The organism is Sinorhizobium sp. B11 (assembly GCA_039725955.1).
Taxonomy (GTDB): Bacteria; Pseudomonadota; Alphaproteobacteria; order Rhizobiales; family Rhizobiaceae; genus Rhizobium.
The window spans coordinates 592,299-608,486 of the sequence record CP091033.1 but is presented as its reverse complement, the minus strand read 5'-3'; the positions used below and the strand labels follow the sequence as shown (position 1 = coordinate 608,486).

Annotated in this window: 14 protein-coding genes; 5 read left to right on the top strand and 9 right to left on the bottom strand. The window is 60.4% G+C overall.

Annotation, left to right across the window (positions count from 1 at the left end):
• Position 1 precedes the first annotated feature (1 nt).
• Together LVY75_02790 and LVY75_02785 are read right to left on the bottom strand one after the other, a co-directional pair.
• Entirely contained in the window at positions 2-904 is a 903-nt protein-coding gene (locus tag LVY75_02790) for a proline iminopeptidase-family hydrolase (GenBank protein XAZ20909.1), read from the bottom strand.
• Between the two features lie 66 nt (positions 905-970).
• The gene (locus tag LVY75_02785) at positions 971-1,753 is read right to left on the bottom strand and encodes a LuxR family transcriptional regulator (GenBank protein ID XAZ20908.1); all 783 of its coding nucleotides are present in this window, start codon (positions 1,751-1,753) and stop codon (positions 971-973) included.
• Between the two features lie 121 nt (positions 1,754-1,874).
• Between LVY75_02785 and LVY75_02780 the strand changes: the two genes are divergently transcribed.
• From LVY75_02780 to LVY75_02760, 5 genes are read left to right on the top strand one after another with little or no spacing between them, the layout of a single operon-like run.
• Positions 1,875-2,765 (top strand): proline iminopeptidase-family hydrolase, encoded by an 891-nt coding sequence (locus LVY75_02780; GenBank protein ID XAZ20907.1) that lies wholly within the window; start codon positions 1,875-1,877, stop codon positions 2,763-2,765.
• A 51-nt stretch (positions 2,766-2,816) separates the two neighbouring features.
• Positions 2,817-3,755: an ABC transporter permease gene (locus tag LVY75_02775; protein ID XAZ20906.1), complete on the top strand. Its 939-nt coding sequence runs from the start codon at positions 2,817-2,819 to the stop codon at positions 3,753-3,755.
• On the top strand, positions 3,752-4,603 hold the full coding sequence (locus LVY75_02770; protein XAZ20905.1) for an ABC transporter permease: 852 nt from the start codon (positions 3,752-3,754) through the stop codon (positions 4,601-4,603). The genes LVY75_02775 and LVY75_02770 overlap by 4 nt, the downstream gene beginning before the upstream one ends.
• Positions 4,600-6,309: an ABC transporter ATP-binding protein gene (locus LVY75_02765; protein XAZ20904.1), complete on the top strand. Its 1,710-nt coding sequence runs from the start codon at positions 4,600-4,602 to the stop codon at positions 6,307-6,309. Before LVY75_02770 ends, LVY75_02765 begins: the two co-directional genes overlap by 4 nt.
• Positions 6,310-6,328: 19 nt before the next feature.
• Complete coding sequence (locus tag LVY75_02760) at positions 6,329-7,843, top strand: ABC transporter substrate-binding protein (GenBank protein ID XAZ20903.1); 1,515 nt, start codon at positions 6,329-6,331, stop codon at positions 7,841-7,843.
• 122 nt (positions 7,844-7,965) lie between these two features.
• Here LVY75_02760 and LVY75_02755 read toward each other — a convergent pair whose 3' ends face one another.
• The 7 genes from LVY75_02755 to kduD form a co-directional block, all read right to left on the bottom strand.
• Positions 7,966-8,496: a winged helix DNA-binding protein gene (locus LVY75_02755; GenBank protein XAZ20902.1), complete on the bottom strand. Its 531-nt coding sequence runs from the start codon at positions 8,494-8,496 to the stop codon at positions 7,966-7,968.
• 24 nt (positions 8,497-8,520) lie between these two features.
• Positions 8,521-12,162 (bottom strand): hydantoinase B/oxoprolinase family protein, encoded by a 3,642-nt coding sequence (locus LVY75_02750; GenBank protein XAZ20901.1) that lies wholly within the window; start codon positions 12,160-12,162, stop codon positions 8,521-8,523.
• A 216-nt stretch (positions 12,163-12,378) separates the two neighbouring features.
• On the bottom strand, positions 12,379-13,173 hold the full coding sequence (locus tag LVY75_02745; GenBank protein XAZ20900.1) for a transporter substrate-binding domain-containing protein: 795 nt from the start codon (positions 13,171-13,173) through the stop codon (positions 12,379-12,381).
• A 110-nt stretch (positions 13,174-13,283) separates the two neighbouring features.
• On the bottom strand, positions 13,284-14,012 hold the full coding sequence (locus LVY75_02740) for an amino acid ABC transporter ATP-binding protein (GenBank protein XAZ20899.1): 729 nt from the start codon (positions 14,010-14,012) through the stop codon (positions 13,284-13,286).
• Positions 13,996-14,649 (bottom strand): amino acid ABC transporter permease, encoded by a 654-nt coding sequence (locus tag LVY75_02735; protein ID XAZ20898.1) that lies wholly within the window; start codon positions 14,647-14,649, stop codon positions 13,996-13,998. The genes LVY75_02740 and LVY75_02735 overlap by 17 nt, the downstream gene beginning before the upstream one ends.
• Positions 14,650-14,657: 8 nt before the next feature.
• A complete protein-coding gene (locus LVY75_02730; protein ID XAZ21298.1) occupies positions 14,658-15,341 on the bottom strand; it encodes an amino acid ABC transporter permease in 684 nt (227 codons plus the stop codon).
• Positions 15,342-15,428: 87 nt separating this feature from the next.
• The gene (kduD, locus tag LVY75_02725; protein XAZ20897.1) at positions 15,429-16,184 is read right to left on the bottom strand and encodes a 2-dehydro-3-deoxy-D-gluconate 5-dehydrogenase KduD; all 756 of its coding nucleotides are present in this window, start codon (positions 16,182-16,184) and stop codon (positions 15,429-15,431) included.
• Between the last annotated feature and the right edge of the window lie 4 nt (positions 16,185-16,188).

The following is a 16,188-nucleotide window of genomic DNA, read 5'->3' as shown; positions in this document are numbered from 1 at the left end:
ATCAATCGTGCCTTGTAAGGAAGGCAGAAACAACGTCCAGGCAAAGCTCGCGTTCCTCGACATGCGGCATGTGGCTGGAATTCTCGAAGAGCACCCATTCGCAACCCTGCACATGATCGACATAGGGTTTGACGACGAGCGGAGTCGCCTCGTCATATTTGCCAGAGATCAGAAGCGTGGGCGCCTCGATAAGCGGCAACCGACCTTCGATCGTCCAGTCCTTCATCGTGCCGATGACGTGGAATTCAGTCGGACCGTTCATGTTGCGGTAGACGGTATTGTCCTCGTCCATGATCGCAAAAGTGCGCGCGACTTCCGGCGGCCAGGGAGAAACCCGGCAGACATGCAGGTCATAAAAGACGCGTGACGCGGCAATATAGTCCGGATCGGTGATGGTTCCGGCTTCCTCGTGTTTCAGAAGCGTGTCCTGCACCGCCTGCGGCAGCTCTTCGCGCAACCGGTTCGCCTCGGCCACCCAGGTATGCATGTTGGCCGGCGAATTGGCGATGACGAGCGCCTTCAGGCCCTTTGGCCGGCGCACCGCATGTTCGGCGCCAAGCATGCCGCCCCAGGACTGGCCGAGAAAGGCATACCGCTCCTGAATGCCGAGATGTTTCAGGAGCGCATCGAGCTCTTCGAGGAAGAGCGCCGGCGTCCAGAAATCCGGTCCCTTGTCGGGTAGTCGCGTGGAATTGCCGTTGCCAAGCTGATCGTAGTGGATGACAGCGCGGCCATCGAGCTCCGCAACACCCTTGAAGGAATCGACATAATCATGCGTGCAGCCGGGGCCGCCATGGGCAACGACAAGCGGCAACATGCCGGAATCGAGCGAACCGGTGATGCGATACCAGGTCTGATATTCGCGAAACGGCAGAAAACCTTCCTTCGTCGAAACTGCGGCCACTTATATCTCCATCCTCTAGGGCAATGATGGAAAAGCATAACGTGGCCGAAAAGCCGAAGGCAGCTATTAGAAGTTATAGGATGGGCGGTCTTCCAGCAGCCGGTAATGAGTGGCGCGCACCACTGCCTGCGTGCGGTTGCGGGCGCCGAGCTTCTTGGCCGCCGCATTGAGATGCATGACGACCGTCGGCACGGAACGATTGATGATGCGCGAAATTTCCTTGGCCGAAAGTCCCTCTGCCGAATGGCGCAGGCATTCCCGCTCCCGCTCTGTCAAACGGACCTTGCCGACCCGCAGCGCCTCAGCGTCGAAAAGCGAATAGGCGGCCTCATGGAAGACATGGGCCAGCAGATTGAAATCGGCGATATAACGTAGTGCGTGGTGCTCGAAATCGCTGTCAACGCCGAAACGGATGCCGGTCACAGTCGCATAATCGCCACGCGGCATATGGACGGGAACCGTCACGCCCGTCGACATGTCGCGCTCGTTGAGGAAACGCGTCACCGGCGCCGTGTCGTCACTCATGAAGCGGTTGATCAGAGTGTCGGCGTCCCTGTCATAGTTCCAGAAGAAGGGCGCCGAGGTGCGCAAGGCCACCTGTTGCACCGGATCGATGCGGAAATAGCCGCGGTCGAACCAGTATTCGCGCATATCTTCGGAGATATTGCGCAGCTTTAACATCGACGGAATCATGATCCCTCCGTCGATGTCATAAGGCACCGGCGTGTAGTCGTAGATCAGGGCCTCGAAACCGATCTCTTTCATTGCCGCGAAAACCTGATCGATACGCCCGTCCAGCGTCTGATGGGCTGAGAACTGCCGTCTGATCGTTCCGATTTCGTCAAGCATCGCGGACTCCCGGTGGTTCCCCACCCTATCACTTCTTATAGCTGGCGAAGAGCGTCGTTTCGGATAAAAATTTAGCCATGCCCAATTATTGAGCAAGCGAAATCTTCTGCCGGAGCGGTGAATGTGGCGTGAAATCGAGCCTGAGGCGCGACATGAGATTGAAGTCGACGGCTACAAGGTGATTGCCTACAGCTTCGGAACCGGCAGCGAGACTGTTTTCTGCCTGAACGGCGGCCCGGGTCTGCCCTGCGACTATCTGCGCGAGGCTCATTCCTGTCTCATCGACAAGGGTTACCGCGTTGTCGCCTTCGACCAGCTCGGCACCGGCGCCTCCGACCGGCCGACCGACGCATCGCTCTGGACCATCGGCCGCTATGTCGAAGAAACCGAGACGGTGCGAAAGGCGCTGGGTCTCGGTAAAGTCCATATGCTCGGCCACTCCTGGGGCGGCTGGCTCGCGATCGACTATGCACTGACCTATCCGGAAAACCTGCAGACGCTGATCCTCGAAGACACCGTCGCCGACATGCCGCATCTGATCTTGGAGCTGGAGCGACTCCGGGCCGCCCTCGGGCCTGAGACGGTGGCGATGATGCAGAAGCATGAGGCGCAGGGAACCTACAATCATCCCGAATATCTCGCGGCCGTGACCATCCTGAACTATCGCCACGTCTGCCGCCTGCCGGATTGGCCGGCGCCGGTGCGCCGCTCATTGGATGACTGGAACATGGGTCCCTATGAGACCATGCAGGGGCCGAACGAATTTCTCTATATCGGCAATCTGAAGGACTGGAACCGTGTTCCCGACCTACCGCGGGTGAAGGCGCCGGTATTGATTACGACGGGCGAACATGACGAGTTGACGCCGGCCTGCGCGCTGCGCATGAAGCTTGCGTTGCCAAATGCCGAACTCAAGGTTTTCGCAAACGCCAGCCACATGCCGTTTTACGAAAACCCGCACGACTATTATCCCGCACTGGTCGATTTTCTATCGCGGCACAGGGCAAGCTGATGCAAGATCAGGTGATCGGAACCCGCCGAAGACAAGGGGGCGAGCGCCGCCATGCATCGCTATAAATTCATACTGACCCGGCCGGTCCAGTTTCTGCCCGTTATCTTCGGCATCAGCGTCATCACCTTCATCCTGGTGCGATTGATCCCCGGCGATCCCGCCCGCAACATTCTCGGCACGCGCGCAACACCGACGGCTCTTGCCAATATCCGCGCCCAATACGGCCTCGATCAGCCCATGTGGCTGCAATACTTTTACTTCCTCAAGAACCTCGCGAATGGCGAGATGGGCAAGTCGATCCTCTACAAGATCGACGTATTTCCGCTGATCGCCACGCGCATCGAGCCGACGATCGCGCTGGTACTGACAAGCGTCATCCTGTCGATCCTGATCGCCGTGCCGATGTCGGCGATTGCAGCTCGCAATGCTGGCCGCGCGCCTGATCATGCAGTACGCGTCATCTCCACATTCGGGATCGGCTTTCCGCCTTTCTGGCTCGGCCTGATGCTGATCATTTTTTTCAGCGTCGAACTCGGCGTCCTGCCCGTCTCCGGCTACGGCACGACATTTACCGACAAGCTCTCTCATCTCATCCTGCCGGCGTTGACCGTTGCGTTGTCGCTCTCGACGGTGCTGACCCGCAGCCTGCGCTCCGCGATGATCGAATCCCTGAAATCGGATGTAGCGACAGCCGCTCGCGCCCGCGGCATGCCTGAGAGCATTGTCTTCTGGCGCCACGTCCTGCCGAATTCGCTGGTACCGACAATCAATCTTCTGGCCGTCAACATTGGCTGGCTGATCGGCGGCACCGTCGTCGTGGAAAGCGTCTTTGCCCTGCCGGGCATGGGGCAATTGCTGGTGCGCGCCATTTTCTCGCGCGACTATATGGTCGTTCAGGGTGTAGCGATGACATTTGCCTGCGCCACCGTGCTCGTCAATTTCATTGCCGATATCGTCACCGTCGCTGTCGATCCGAGGGTGAAGCTATGAGCGTCGAGGCCTTTACTCCCTCACCGGTCGCCTGGCGCCGTTTCCTCGGCCGCCGGCTGACACTCGTCATCGGCGCCGGCATTCTCTTGTTCTTCCTGCTTCTGGCGATCGCCGCTCCGCTGATCGCACCCTTTGATCCGATCCTGCAGAATGCCGATGTGCGGCTACAGCCGCCCTCCTTCGCCCATCTCTTCGGCACAGACAATTTCGGCCGCGACATACTTTCGCGCGTCATATGGGGCGCCCGCATCGACCTGCAGATCGCCGTCATCGGCGTGATCTTCCCGTTCCTGATCGGCACGACGGTCGGCACCATAGCCGGCTTCTTCGGCGGTATCGTCGATGCGGTTTTCATGCGCCTCGTCGATATCATTCTCGCCTTCCCGTTTCTTGTCTTGATGCTGTCGATCATCGCCATTCTCGGCCCGGGCCTCAGCAGTTTCTACATTGCCATGGCGCTGGTCGGCTGGGTCTCCTATGCACGCCTCATCCGCGCCCAGATGCTGGTCCTGAAAAGCAGTGACTACGCGGTCGCAGCCGTCAGCCTCGGCTTCAGCCGTTTCAGGATCATGTTCCGCCACCTTCTGCCGAACGCCATTGCCGGCTCCATCGTCTTTTCCATGTCGGATGCCACACTGGTGCTGCTCAGCGGCGCGGCCGTCAGCTATCTCGGCCTCGGCGTGCAGCCTCCGCTCGCCGAGTGGGGCGTCATGGTCGCTGAAGGGCAGAGCTTCATCACAACGGCATGGTGGATCACGCTTTTCCCAGGCCTATCCATCGTCTGCCTCGCCTTCGGCTTCAGCATGCTGGGTGATGCGCTCGGCGAACTTCTCGGAGTTCACGAATGAGCGCTTCGGTCCTTTCCGTCCGTGACCTGACGGTCAGGGTTCATCTCGATGGCGGCGCGCGAACGCTGATCGACCATGTTTCTCTTGATCTCGCCAAGGGCGAAATCCTGGGTCTGGTCGGTGAGAGCGGCTCGGGAAAGAGCCTGCTCTGCCGTTCGCTCGTCCGGCTGCTGCCCTCCTCTCTGATCAAGATCGAGGGCGGCGCCGTCCTGCTCGAAGGGCGTGATCTGACGACGGCAAGCGAGGCCGAGATGCTGGAAGTTCGGGGCGGCGAGATCGGCATGATCTTCCAGAACCCGACGAGCCACCTCGATCCGGTCATGCGCATTGGCGACCAGATTTCCGAGGGCATCCGCTATCATCAAGGGCTCGGCGCCAAGGAAACACGGGCAGCGGCGATCGAGATCCTGACGCAGGTTGGCTTTCCCGATCCCGTTCGCCAATATGACAGTTATCCGCACGAGTTTTCCGGCGGCATGCGCCAGCGCGCCATGATCGGCGTGGCGCTCTCCTGCGACCCGAAGATCCTGATCGCCGACGAGCCGACGACGGCACTCGACGTGACGATCCAGGCGCAGATCCTGAAACTCTTGCTGGAGATCCGAGAAAAGCGCGGCCTGTCGATCATCCTCATCACCCACGATCTCGGCATCGTCGCCCAGACCTGCGACCGCATCGCCGTCATGCGCAATGGCAAGCTGCTTGAACAGGGGCCGAAACGGACGATCCTCTCCCGGCCGCAGGACGCCTACACGATCAATCTGATCAACAGCCATCCCTCCATGCCGGACGAGGCGCCAATGCCGGAGCCGCTGCTCGCGTCTTCCGCAGCATCGACCAAGCCGCTTCTCGAGATCGACGACCTGCATGTGCGTTTCAAGGTTGGCGGCAGCCTGTTCAAGAGCAGTGCCAAGACGGTAAGCGCCGTTTCCGGTGTCAGCCTGCAGGTCATGCCGGGCGAAACCATCGGCATCGTGGGCGAATCCGGCAGCGGCAAGAGCACACTCGCACGTGCCGTACTGGGGCTGACGCCGATCTCCTCAGGCCATGTGTCCTTCGGAGGGATCGATCTCGCTCAGCAGCGGGCTGCCGGACTCGCAAAGCTGCGGCGTGAGACGGCCATGGTCTTTCAGGACCCTTATAACGCACTCAATCCGCGCCTCACGATCGGACAGATGCTTGCCGAGGTGCTGAAGGTGCAGGGCAAGGTGCCGGCGTCGGCCATTCCGGAGAGGATCGGCGAATTACTCGATCTTGTCGGGCTGGAGCCGGAGTTTGCAAATCGCAAACCCCGCAGCATGAGCGGTGGTCAGTGCCAGCGCGCCGGGATTGCCCGGGCGCTCGCTGTCGATCCGAAGCTCATCATCGCCGACGAATGTGTTGCGGCCCTCGACGTCACGATCCAGGCACAGATCATCGCGCTTTTCCGTGAGCTCACCGCAAAGATGAACCTGACGCTGATGTTTATCGCCCATGATCTCGCGATCGTGCGCAATCTCTGCGAACGCGTGGTCGTCATGTATCGTGGCGAGATCGTCGAAGAAGGCCTCTCGGAAGAGGTCTTTGCGCGGCCGAAACATCCCTATACCGCGGCGCTGATCGCCGCCATTCCCGATATCGATCCGGACAAGCCGCTTCTGAGCAGCGCCAGCTTGGAAGACGAGCTGCAATCGATGCCGGCACTACCCGTCAAACGCATGCCATAACAACGAAGGGAACGAACGCATGATCACCAGATGGAAATCAATCGGGCTTGCAGCACTTCTTGCGGGCCTGACGCTCAGTGCATCCTATGCCGAAGCCGCAGGTGTGCTCACCATCGGCCGTCGCGAGGATTCTACGACATTCGACCCGATCAAAACGGCGCAGAATATCGACAACTGGGTCTTCTCCAACGTCTATGACGTTCTGATCCGCGTCGACAAGACCGGCACAAAGCTGGAGCCCGGCCTGGCCGAGAGCTGGACGGCGTCCGACGACGGACTGACCTATGTCTTCAAGATCCGCGATGCGAAATTCTCCGACGGCTCGCCGCTGACGGCGGAAGACGCGGCCTTCAGCCTGCTGCGTATCCGCGATGACGCAGGCTCGCTCTGGAGCGATTCCTATAAGGTCATCGACACGGCCGTCGCAACCGATCCGCATACGCTGACGATCAAGCTCAAGAACCCTTCCGCGCCCTTCCTGTCGACGCTGGCACTGCCGAATGCATCCGTCATTTCCAAGGCCGGCATCGAATCCATGGGGGCCGACGCTTACGCTGAAAAGCCCATTTCGTCAGGCGCCTTCACCGTAGAGGAATGGCGCCGCGGCGACCGCATCATCCTCAAGAAGAACCCAAATTTCTGGCAGGCAGACCGGGTAAAGCTCGACGGCGTCGAGTGGATCTCGGTGCCTGACGACAATACCCGCATGCTGAACGTGCAGGCAGGCCAGCTCGACGCGGCGATCTTCGTGCCCTTTTCGCGCGTCGAGGAGTTGAAGAAGGACGCCAACCTGAACGTATTGGCCGATCCTTCGACCCGTGAGGACCATCTGCTGATCAACCATGCCCATGGCGATCTCGCCAAGAAGGAAGTACGCCAGGCGCTCGACATCGCAATCGACAAGAAGGCAATCGTCGATGCCGTCACCTTCGGCCAGGGCACAGTCGCCAATTCCTACGTTCCGAAGGGCGCGCTCTATCATTACGCCGACAATCTGCAGCGCCCCTATGACCCAGAAAAGGCCAAGAAGATGCTGGCCGATGCCGGCGTCACCAACCTGACACTGAACTACCTGATCCGCGCCGGTGACGAGGTGGACGAGCAGACCGCCGTACTGGTGCAACAGCAGCTCGCCAAGGCCGGCATCACTGCCAACCTCCAGAAGGTCGACCCGAGCCAGGAATGGGACATGACGGTTGCCGGCGATTACGATATCTCGGTCAACTACTGGACCAACGACATTCTCGACCCGGACCAGAAGACGACCTTCGTGCTCGGCCACGATTCCAACAACAACTACATGACGAACTACAAGAACGATGCCGTGAAGGAGCTGGTCGCCAAGGCCCGCCTGGAACTCGATCCGAAAAAGCGCGAGCAGATGTATATCGATCTGCAGAAGACCGCCAAGGACGACGTCAACTGGATCGATCTCTACTACAGCCCCTACATCAACGTCGCACGCAAGAACATCGACAACTTCTACCAGAACCCGCTCGGCCGCTTCTTCCTGGAAGACACGGTCAAGAACTGAGCCCTGACCTTGCTAGCGTGCTCCGCCTTTCAAGGCGGAGCACGCTTTTGACAAGGGAACGGATATCCGGGCCCGTTAGAGAGCCGGGAGAATGGCGGCGTCTCTGCTTTCGGCCGTTTCGATCATAAGGTCGCCGCTGATCTCGCCGCCTGCTCGTAATAGCCCGAGAGCGCTCTCAGGTGGGAGGCGATACCGGACAAATCCTCCTGCGATAGTCCCGACACTTTCGTCGCCTCGACCAGAAGCCGCTCGCGGATTTCCGAATATCGCGTCAGCGCCTCCAGGCCTTTGTCGGTGACCTGGATGACTTTTTCCTTGCCGGATTTTCCGGTTTTGACGAGGCCGGCCGCATCAAGCTTTTTTACCGCGTAGTTGGCGACATGAGTGTCTTCGATATCGAGCACGAGGCAGAGGTCGGACAATGTCTTCGGCCGGCCGCGATGGCGAACCGAGTGAATGATGAGGATCTCGACGGGCGACAGACTGGGCACCCCGGCGGCAGCCATGCAGCGCACCATCCAGCGATTAAACGCGTGAGAAAAGAGGACCGATCCGTATTCGAGCTCCGAAAGAGCCGGCGAGCTGCCGAGTGCCAGATGGGCCGACGAGACGATCAGATCGCGGGGCGCCTTTTGTTCTTTCGATTTTTCCATTGAACGCACTTCCATCCCAATTGCTCAGGCATCTCTCGGTCCGTACCCGCCGCCTGTTGGCGTCACGACAGTAAAGGCTTCACCCGCTTCCAACACCGTGTGGGCAGCACCGATCAGTTCATCAATCGTACCGTCGTTTCGGCGAACGTAATTGCGGCCGGTCTGTCCATCTTCGCCACCTTTCAGCCCGAACGGTGCCACGCGGCGATGACCGGAGAGAACGGCAAATTCCAGCTTCTCGAGCGTGCGGATCGTTCGCTGCGTGCCGTTGCCGGCATGCCACTGACCGCGGCCACCGGAATTTGGCCGGATATGGAAATCCTCGAGCACAACGGGGAAACGGCTCTCCAGGATTTCCGGATCGGTGAGGCGCGAATTGGTCATATGCGTGTGCACGGCATCCGCACCGTTGAAGCCCGGGCCTGCCGGCGCACCGGAGCAGATGGTTTCGTAATATTGGTACTTGTCGTTGCCGAAGGTCAGGTTGTTCATCGTGCCCTGGGCCGCGGCCATGGCGCCGACGGCACCGATCAGGCAATTGGTAACGGCCTGGCTGACTTCGACATTGCCGGCAACGACGGCTGCCGGATAAGCGGGAGTCAGCATGGTGCCATCGGGAATGACGATATGGATCGGCCGCAGGCAGCCGGCATTCATCGGAATATCGGCTTCGACCAGCACCCGGAAAACATAGAGCACGGCAGCGCGCGTCACCGGCGCCGGCGCGTTGAAATTGTCGGAGCGCTGCGCTGAGGTGCCGGCAAAATCGACGGTTGCTTCGCGTTTTTCCCGATCGATGGAAATCCTGACGACGATCTTGCAGCCCTGATCCATCTCATAAGAAAATTCGCCATCCGGCAGGCGGTCGAGCACACGGCGCACGCTTTCGGCGGCGTTATCCTGCACATGGCCCATATAGGCATCGACCACGTCCTCGCCGAAGAGCGCGATCATCTTCTTCAGTTCCGCCACGCCCTTCTCATTGGCGGCAACCTGCGCCTTCAGGTCGTTGACGTTCTGTGCCAGCGTGCGCACTGGATAACGCGCACCAGTAAGCAAATCCGCAAGAGCGTCTTCGCGGAATTTGCCACGATCGAGCAGCTTGAAATTGTCGATGTAGACGCCTTCCTCCTCGATATGCGTCCCGAGAGGCGACATCGAGCCCGGGGAGATACCGCCGATATCGGCATGGTGCCCGCGGCTCGCCACCCAGAAACGGATGCGTGTGCCGGCATCGTCGAAGACGGGCGTACAGACCGTGAGATCGGGCAGATGCGTGCCGCCATTGTAGGGCGCATTGATCAGGAAGACGTCGCCCGGATGAATGACCGGATTTTCGCGGATGGCAGTGGCGACAGACGCGTCCATGGAACCGAGATGAACCGGCATATGAGGCGCATTGGCGACGAGATTGCCGTCCGTATCGAAGACCGCGCAGGAGAAGTCCAGCCGTTCCTTGATGTTGACGGAATAGGCGGTGTTCTGCAGCGTGACGCCCATCTGCTCGGCAATCGACATGAAAAGATTGTTGAAGATCTCCAGCATGACCGGATCAGCCTTGGTTCCGATCGCCGTGCGCTCCGGCAGCGCCTTGATGCGGGTGAGTACGATATGATCGCGCGCCGTCAGCTTCGCCTGCCAGCCGCCTTCCACGACGATGGTCTGGTTCGGCTCAATGATGATGGCCGGTCCGGTCACGGTCTGGCCGGGCTGAATGCCATCGCGCATGACGACCGCCGCGTCATGGCTTTCGCCCTGCGAATGGAACAGGGTGCGTCGGATGGGCAATGCCTCGCCCTCAGCCGCTTCGCCACGATCAACGTCGATTTCGGCGGCCGCACCACCGATGCATTCCACCTCGACGGCTTCCACGACCAATGGCTTGTCTTCGGCGACGAAGCCGAAGCGGCGCTTATGCAGGATCTCGAATTCCCTGCGCAGGCGCGCCGCGTCGTCATCCTGCGGGAATAATGCCTCGACGGCGAGCAGCGTATCGGTGCCGGCATAGCGGATATGTGCACGCAACACCGTCTTGATCTTGCCGGCCTCGACGCCCTGTGCCACCAGCTCCGGCAGGCACTCGCCCTGCAATTCTCTGCCAAGCGCTGTCATCGCTGCCGGTGCGGCCGCATCGAGCGGCACGCCGAGCGCCTTCTGGCGGGTGGAGCGGATATCGGCAAGGCCCATGCCATAGGCCGAGAGCAGGCCGGACATCGGATGAAGAAGTATGCTCTTCATGCCGAGCGCATCGGCCACCAGGCAGGCATGCTGGCCGCCGGCACCGCCAAAGCAATTCAAAGCGTAACGCGTCACGTCATAACCGCGCTGGACGGAAATCTTCTTGATCGCCTCGACCATATTGGCAACGGCAATGCGGATGAAACCGTCGGCTACCTCTTCCGGGCTGCGTCCGTCACCGATCTCCGCTGCAAGCGTGGCGAATTTCTGCCGCACCGTCTCGATATCGAGCGGCTGGTCCTGGTTCGGGCCGAAGATCGTCGGGAAGAAATCGGGCAGCAGCTTGCCGGCCATGACGTTGGCATCGGTCACCGCAAGCGGCCCGCCATTACGGTAGCAGGCGGGGCCTGGGAAAGCGCCTGCGGAATCAGGCCCGACGCGGAAACGGCCGCTTTCGAAATGCAGGATAGAGCCGCCACCGGCCGCCACGGTATGGATCAGCATCATCGGTGCACGAACGCGCACACCCGCCACTTCCGTTTCGAAAGCACGCTCATATTCGCCGTCGAAATGCGCGACGTCAGTCGAGGTGCCGCCCATATCAAAGCCGATCACGTGGCCGAAACCTGCCTGCTCGCCGGTCTTGGCAAGACCGACCACACCGCCGGCCGGGCCGGACAGGATCGCGTCCTTGCCCTGAAACATATCGGCTGCCGTAAGCCCGCCCGAAGACATCATGAACATGACGCGCGCACCGGTTCTCGCGACGTCGAGCTCATCGGAAACCTGACGCACATAGCGGCCGAGCACCGGCGAAAGATAGGCATCGACAACAGTCGTATCGCCACGACCGACCAGTTTGATCAGCGGCGAGACTTCATGGCTGACGGAAACCTGCTCGAAGCCGATGGCGCGCGCGATGCGCGCGGCCGCTGCCTCGTGTGCGGGATATTTGTAGGCGTGCATGAAGACGATGGCGACGGCGCGGTAACCCTTGCCTCGCAGATCGCGGAGTGCTGCTTCGGTCGCGGCTTCGTCGAGTTTTGTCTCGACGGTACCGTCGGCGAGAACACGCTCTTCGAGCTCGACCACATCCTGATAGAGCGCTTCCGGCTTGACGATCTCCGTCGCAAAGATCTTCTTGCGCTCCTGATAGCCGATGCGCAATGCATCGCGAAAACCCTTCGTCGTCACAAGCGCCAGAGGTTCGCCCTTGCGCTCCAGAAGCGCATTGGTGGCGACGGTGGTGCCCATGCGCACCTCGCCGATCAGCCCGGCCGGGATCGCTTCACCAGCGGTCAGGCCGAGATGCAGGCGAATGCCGTGGACGGCGGCATCGCGATAGGCGTCCGGATTTTCAGACAACACTTTGCGGGCATGCAGGGCACCGGAGGGGTCGCGCCCGACAATATCTGTGAAGGTGCCCCCACGATCGATCCAGAAGTCCCAGCTACCAGCCGCAATGCCCGACAAAATCGCCTCCGCCATTCGCTTCCAATATCACTAAGAAATCATCGATAAATCGTCAACGTTTTACAGAGAACAAAGTCGCCACAGGTATCGATGGAAGGACGGCGTAGCAGAAGCCGGATATTCAGGCGCATAAAATCGAACGCCGCGGCCCAAGGGCCGCGGCGACGAAATCGGCAGAAATTAAGGATCGTCGAAGACCGGCGCCATGAAGGTATCGGCGCCGCTATTCGATCAACGCGAGGTCAGATCGTCGGGCAGTTCGGCATTGTGGTACTTGCGATAGATGTCGCGCAGCACCTTGTTGTCGAAATTGGTCTTGACCCACTGGTCGAGCCAGGTCTTGAGACCAGCTTCACCCTTCGGAATACCGATGCCGAGATTGGTTTCCTTCTGCGTGAACTTCACCTGCAGCGGATGATCGGCCATCTTCTTGTTGATGCCGTTGATGACAGCCGACTGGCTGGAGAGGATATCGACCTGGCCGGAGACAACAGACGTGATCAGCGTGGCATCATCCTCGAAGCGAACGACATCGGCGCCCTTCGCATTGGCGGTGATGTCCTGGTCGTTGGTCGTCGCGCGGGTAACGCCGATGCGCTTGCCGTCGAGATCGGCATAGTTCTTGATCTCGACGCTCGGCTGAGCTGCGACGACGAGTGCCAGCGTCGCATAAGGAACGGAATAATCGATCGCCTTCTTGCGTTCCTCGGTAATGCCAAGCGAAGAGACGACCATATCGGCCTTGCCTGTCTGGACCGAGGGAACGCGCGCAGCGTTGGTGATTTCCACCAGTTCCAGTTCGACGCCGAGATCCTTGGCGATCAGCTTCGCGGTTTCGACGTCCGAACCGGTCGGCTTGAGGTTTTCATCGACGAAGGAATATTCCGGAATGCCCATCGCGACCGCGATGCGCACCTTGCCCGCCTTCTTGATATTGTCGAGCACGTCGGCATGGGCAACACTTGCCAGCGCCAGCAAGCCTGCGCCCGCCAAAAGTGCCAGTTTCGAAATCATTGTCTTCGGCATACTCCAAGTCTCCTCTACCTGATTGCCTCTGCCCGCTCTTTGTCGGGCCTCCTGTAAAACCCGCACCGGTTCATCCGGCGCAGGCAATTCCCTCCCGCAAGTACCGGGGTCTAAAGCTCTGCAGCCATGAATTCCTTGAGTTCCGGTGTCTGCGGATTGCTCAGGATATCGGCGCCACCCGTCTCCCAGACCTTGCCGGTATGCATGTAGATGACGCGGTTGGCGGCGCGCTTGGCAAAGCCCATTTCGTGGGTGACGACGATCATCGTCATGCCGCCGCGAGCGAGATCTTCCATCACGCGCAGCACCTCGCCCGTCAGCTTCGGGTCGAGAGCAGACGTCACCTCGTCGAACAGCATCACCTTCGGCTGCATGGCGAGCGAACGGGCGATTGCCACGCGCTGCTGCTGGCCGCCCGACAATTGCTCCGGATAGGCATCGATCTTTTCCGAGAGACCGACCTTGGCGAGCACCTGCCTGGCGATCTCGAAGGCCTGGTCCTTGCGCATGCCCTTCACGCGGCGCAGCGCCAGCATGATGTTTTCGGCAACCGTCATATGCGGGAAGAGGTTGTAGCTCTGGAACACCATGCCGATATCCCGGCGCAGTGTCCGGAGATCGAGCTTCGGATCTTCCACGCGGTGGCCGCACACTTCGATCGAGCCGTCCTGGATCGTCTCCAGCCGGTTGATGCAGCGAAGTGCGGTGCTTTTGCCGGAGCCGGACTGGCCGATCAGCGCCACCACTTCGCCGGCATTGATTTCGAAGGAAACGCCCTTCAGCACTTCCAGCGCGCCGAAGCGCTTGACGACATTGGTGAGTTTAACGGCGACCGACATTGAGCTTCCTCTCGAGAGAGCGGCTCCAGACCGACAGCGGGTAGCACACAGCGAAATAGAGAAGCGCTGCGATGCCGAACACCAGGAAGGGCTGGAACAGGGAGTTGTTGATGACCTGCGCCGCACGTGTCAGCTCCAGGAAGCCGACGACCGAGGCGAGCGAGGTATTCTTGACGAGTTGGACGAGGAAGCCGACCGTCGGCGGCGTGGCGATCCGCAGCGCCTGCGGCAGGATCACGTCTCTCAGCGCCTGCCAGCGCGTCAGGCCCAGGCACTCGGCCGCTTCGAACTGAGTGCGCGAGATGGATTCGACCGAGCCGCGCCAAATCTCGCCCAGATAGGAGCTCGAATAGATCATCATGCCGAGGCCGGCCGCGACCAATGGCGGCACGGAGATGTTGATCACCCCAAGGCCGAAATAGAGGATGAACATCTGGATCAGGAGCGGCGTGCCCTGGACGATTTGGATGTAGACGAGGGCCGCACGCCGTAGCCACAGGAAGCGCGAGATGCGGCAGAGCATGACGAAGAAGCCGGCAACGCCGCCGAGCAGGAAGGCGAGTGCCGACAGCACCACTGTCCAGACAAGGCCGCCCAGCAGATAGATCAGGTGATTGAAGGAAAATCCACCGAGCATGGCAACCTCTAGAGCGACGTGCCGAGCCGGCGACGGCGCGGGAAGGCGATGAGACCAAGACCGTAAAAGCCAGCCCGCATCAGATAGGTGATGGCGATGTAGAGAACGGCGACCACCATGTAGGTCTCCAGCGAACGGAATGTGTTCGACTGGATGTTGTTGGCAACGCCCGTCAGTTCCTCGGCGGAGATCTGCGAGGCAATCGAGGTCGATAGCATCATCAGGATGAACTGGCTGGAGAGTGCCGGATAGACGCGTTCGATCGCCGGCAGGAGAATGATGTCGCGATAGATCTGCAGCTTCGACAGGCCGAGCGCTTCAGCCGCCTCGATCTGGCTCGGATGGATGGAATCCATGCCGGCGCGCACAATTTCGGCCGTGTAGGCGCCGACATTGATGACCATGGCGAAGACGGCAGCCGCGATGATTGGGAGGCGTATGCCGACGGAGGACAGGCCGAAGAAGATGAAGAAGATTTGCACGATGAACGGCGTGTTGCGCACGGTCTCGACATAGATACTGACGAGAGCACGCAGCGGCGCGATATCCGAGCGGCGGGCTATGGCGCAGGCAACGCCGATCACCAGACCGATGATCACCGAAAAGACGGTGATCTCGATCGTGACAAGCGCGCCCGACAGGAAGTCGCTCCAGTAGGGCAGCAAGGCCGAAAAATCGAACTGGTACTGCATGTCCTCCTCCATTCCGGCCACGCCAACTCCACAGACGCGACCTCGCCTCCCCGCAGGAAGGCGTCATGTCTCTTCCCGGCTGTCGCCTCAGCGCGCCAGCCAGCCTCCATCGACGGGCAGAACCGTGCCGTGTACATAGTCGGATGCTGACGACGCCAGGAACACGGCCGCACCGCCGATATCGCCGGGCTCTCCCCAGCGGCCCGCCGGGATTCGGGCCAGGATGCTGGCATTGCGATCGGCATCCTCGCGCAGCGCCGTCGTGTTGTTGGTCACGAAATAGCCAGGAGCGATGGCGTTGACGTTGACGCCCCTGCCCGCCCATTCGCAGGCAAGCAGCCGGGTCAGACCTGCAAGTCCGCTTTTTGAGGCGGTGTAGGACGGGATGCGGATGCCGCCCTGAAAGGAGAGCAGCGAAGCGATGTTAATGATCTTGCCGCGCCCTTTTTCGAGCATGTGGCGGGCAGCAGCCTGAGACAGAAAGAAGGCTGTCTTCAGGTTGACATTCATCACCGCGTCCCAGTCTTCCTCGGTGAAATCGATCGCGTCGGCGCGGCGGATGATGCCGGCATTGTTGACGAGGATATCGAGGGCTCCAAAGCGCTCCAGCGCTTCCGCAACGATCGGCTTGACCGGCTCGATCGTGCCGAGATCGGCTTTGATGACGTGGAATTTTGCGCCCGCCTTGGCGACCAGTGCTTCCGTCTCGTCCATAGACGAGCGGCCGACGGCGACGATCGAGGCACCCGCCTCGGCAAGCGCTACGGCAATGCCCTGCCCGATGCCGGTATTGGCACCGGTAACGACGGCCGTTTTTCCCGAGAGATCGAAAAGGGCCTGCATCGCC

Excerpts from the sequence above, each read along its gene's own strand:
- LVY75_02785 (XAZ20908.1), bottom strand. The coding sequence starts at position 1,753 with ATGCTTGACGAAATCGGAACGATCAGACGGCAGTTCTCAGCCCATCAG.
- LVY75_02780 (XAZ20907.1), top strand. The coding sequence starts at position 1,875 with ATGTGGCGTGAAATCGAGCCTGAGGCGCGACATGAGATTGAAGTCGAC.
- LVY75_02775 (XAZ20906.1), top strand. The coding sequence starts at position 2,817 with ATGCATCGCTATAAATTCATACTGACCCGGCCGGTCCAGTTTCTGCCC.
- LVY75_02770 (XAZ20905.1), top strand. The coding sequence starts at position 3,752 with ATGAGCGTCGAGGCCTTTACTCCCTCACCGGTCGCCTGGCGCCGTTTC.
- LVY75_02765 (XAZ20904.1), top strand. The coding sequence starts at position 4,600 with ATGAGCGCTTCGGTCCTTTCCGTCCGTGACCTGACGGTCAGGGTTCAT.
- LVY75_02760 (XAZ20903.1), top strand. The coding sequence starts at position 6,329 with ATGATCACCAGATGGAAATCAATCGGGCTTGCAGCACTTCTTGCGGGC.
- LVY75_02755 (XAZ20902.1), bottom strand. The coding sequence starts at position 8,496 with ATGGAAAAATCGAAAGAACAAAAGGCGCCCCGCGATCTGATCGTCTCG.
- LVY75_02750 (XAZ20901.1), bottom strand. The coding sequence starts at position 12,162 with ATGGCGGAGGCGATTTTGTCGGGCATTGCGGCTGGTAGCTGGGACTTC.
- LVY75_02745 (XAZ20900.1), bottom strand. The coding sequence starts at position 13,173 with ATGCCGAAGACAATGATTTCGAAACTGGCACTTTTGGCGGGCGCAGGC.
- LVY75_02740 (XAZ20899.1), bottom strand. The coding sequence starts at position 14,012 with ATGTCGGTCGCCGTTAAACTCACCAATGTCGTCAAGCGCTTCGGCGCG.
- LVY75_02735 (XAZ20898.1), bottom strand. The coding sequence starts at position 14,649 with ATGCTCGGTGGATTTTCCTTCAATCACCTGATCTATCTGCTGGGCGGC.
- LVY75_02730 (XAZ21298.1), bottom strand. The coding sequence starts at position 15,341 with ATGCAGTACCAGTTCGATTTTTCGGCCTTGCTGCCCTACTGGAGCGAC.
- kduD (XAZ20897.1), bottom strand. The coding sequence starts at position 16,184 with ATGCAGGCCCTTTTCGATCTCTCGGGAAAAACGGCCGTCGTTACCGGT.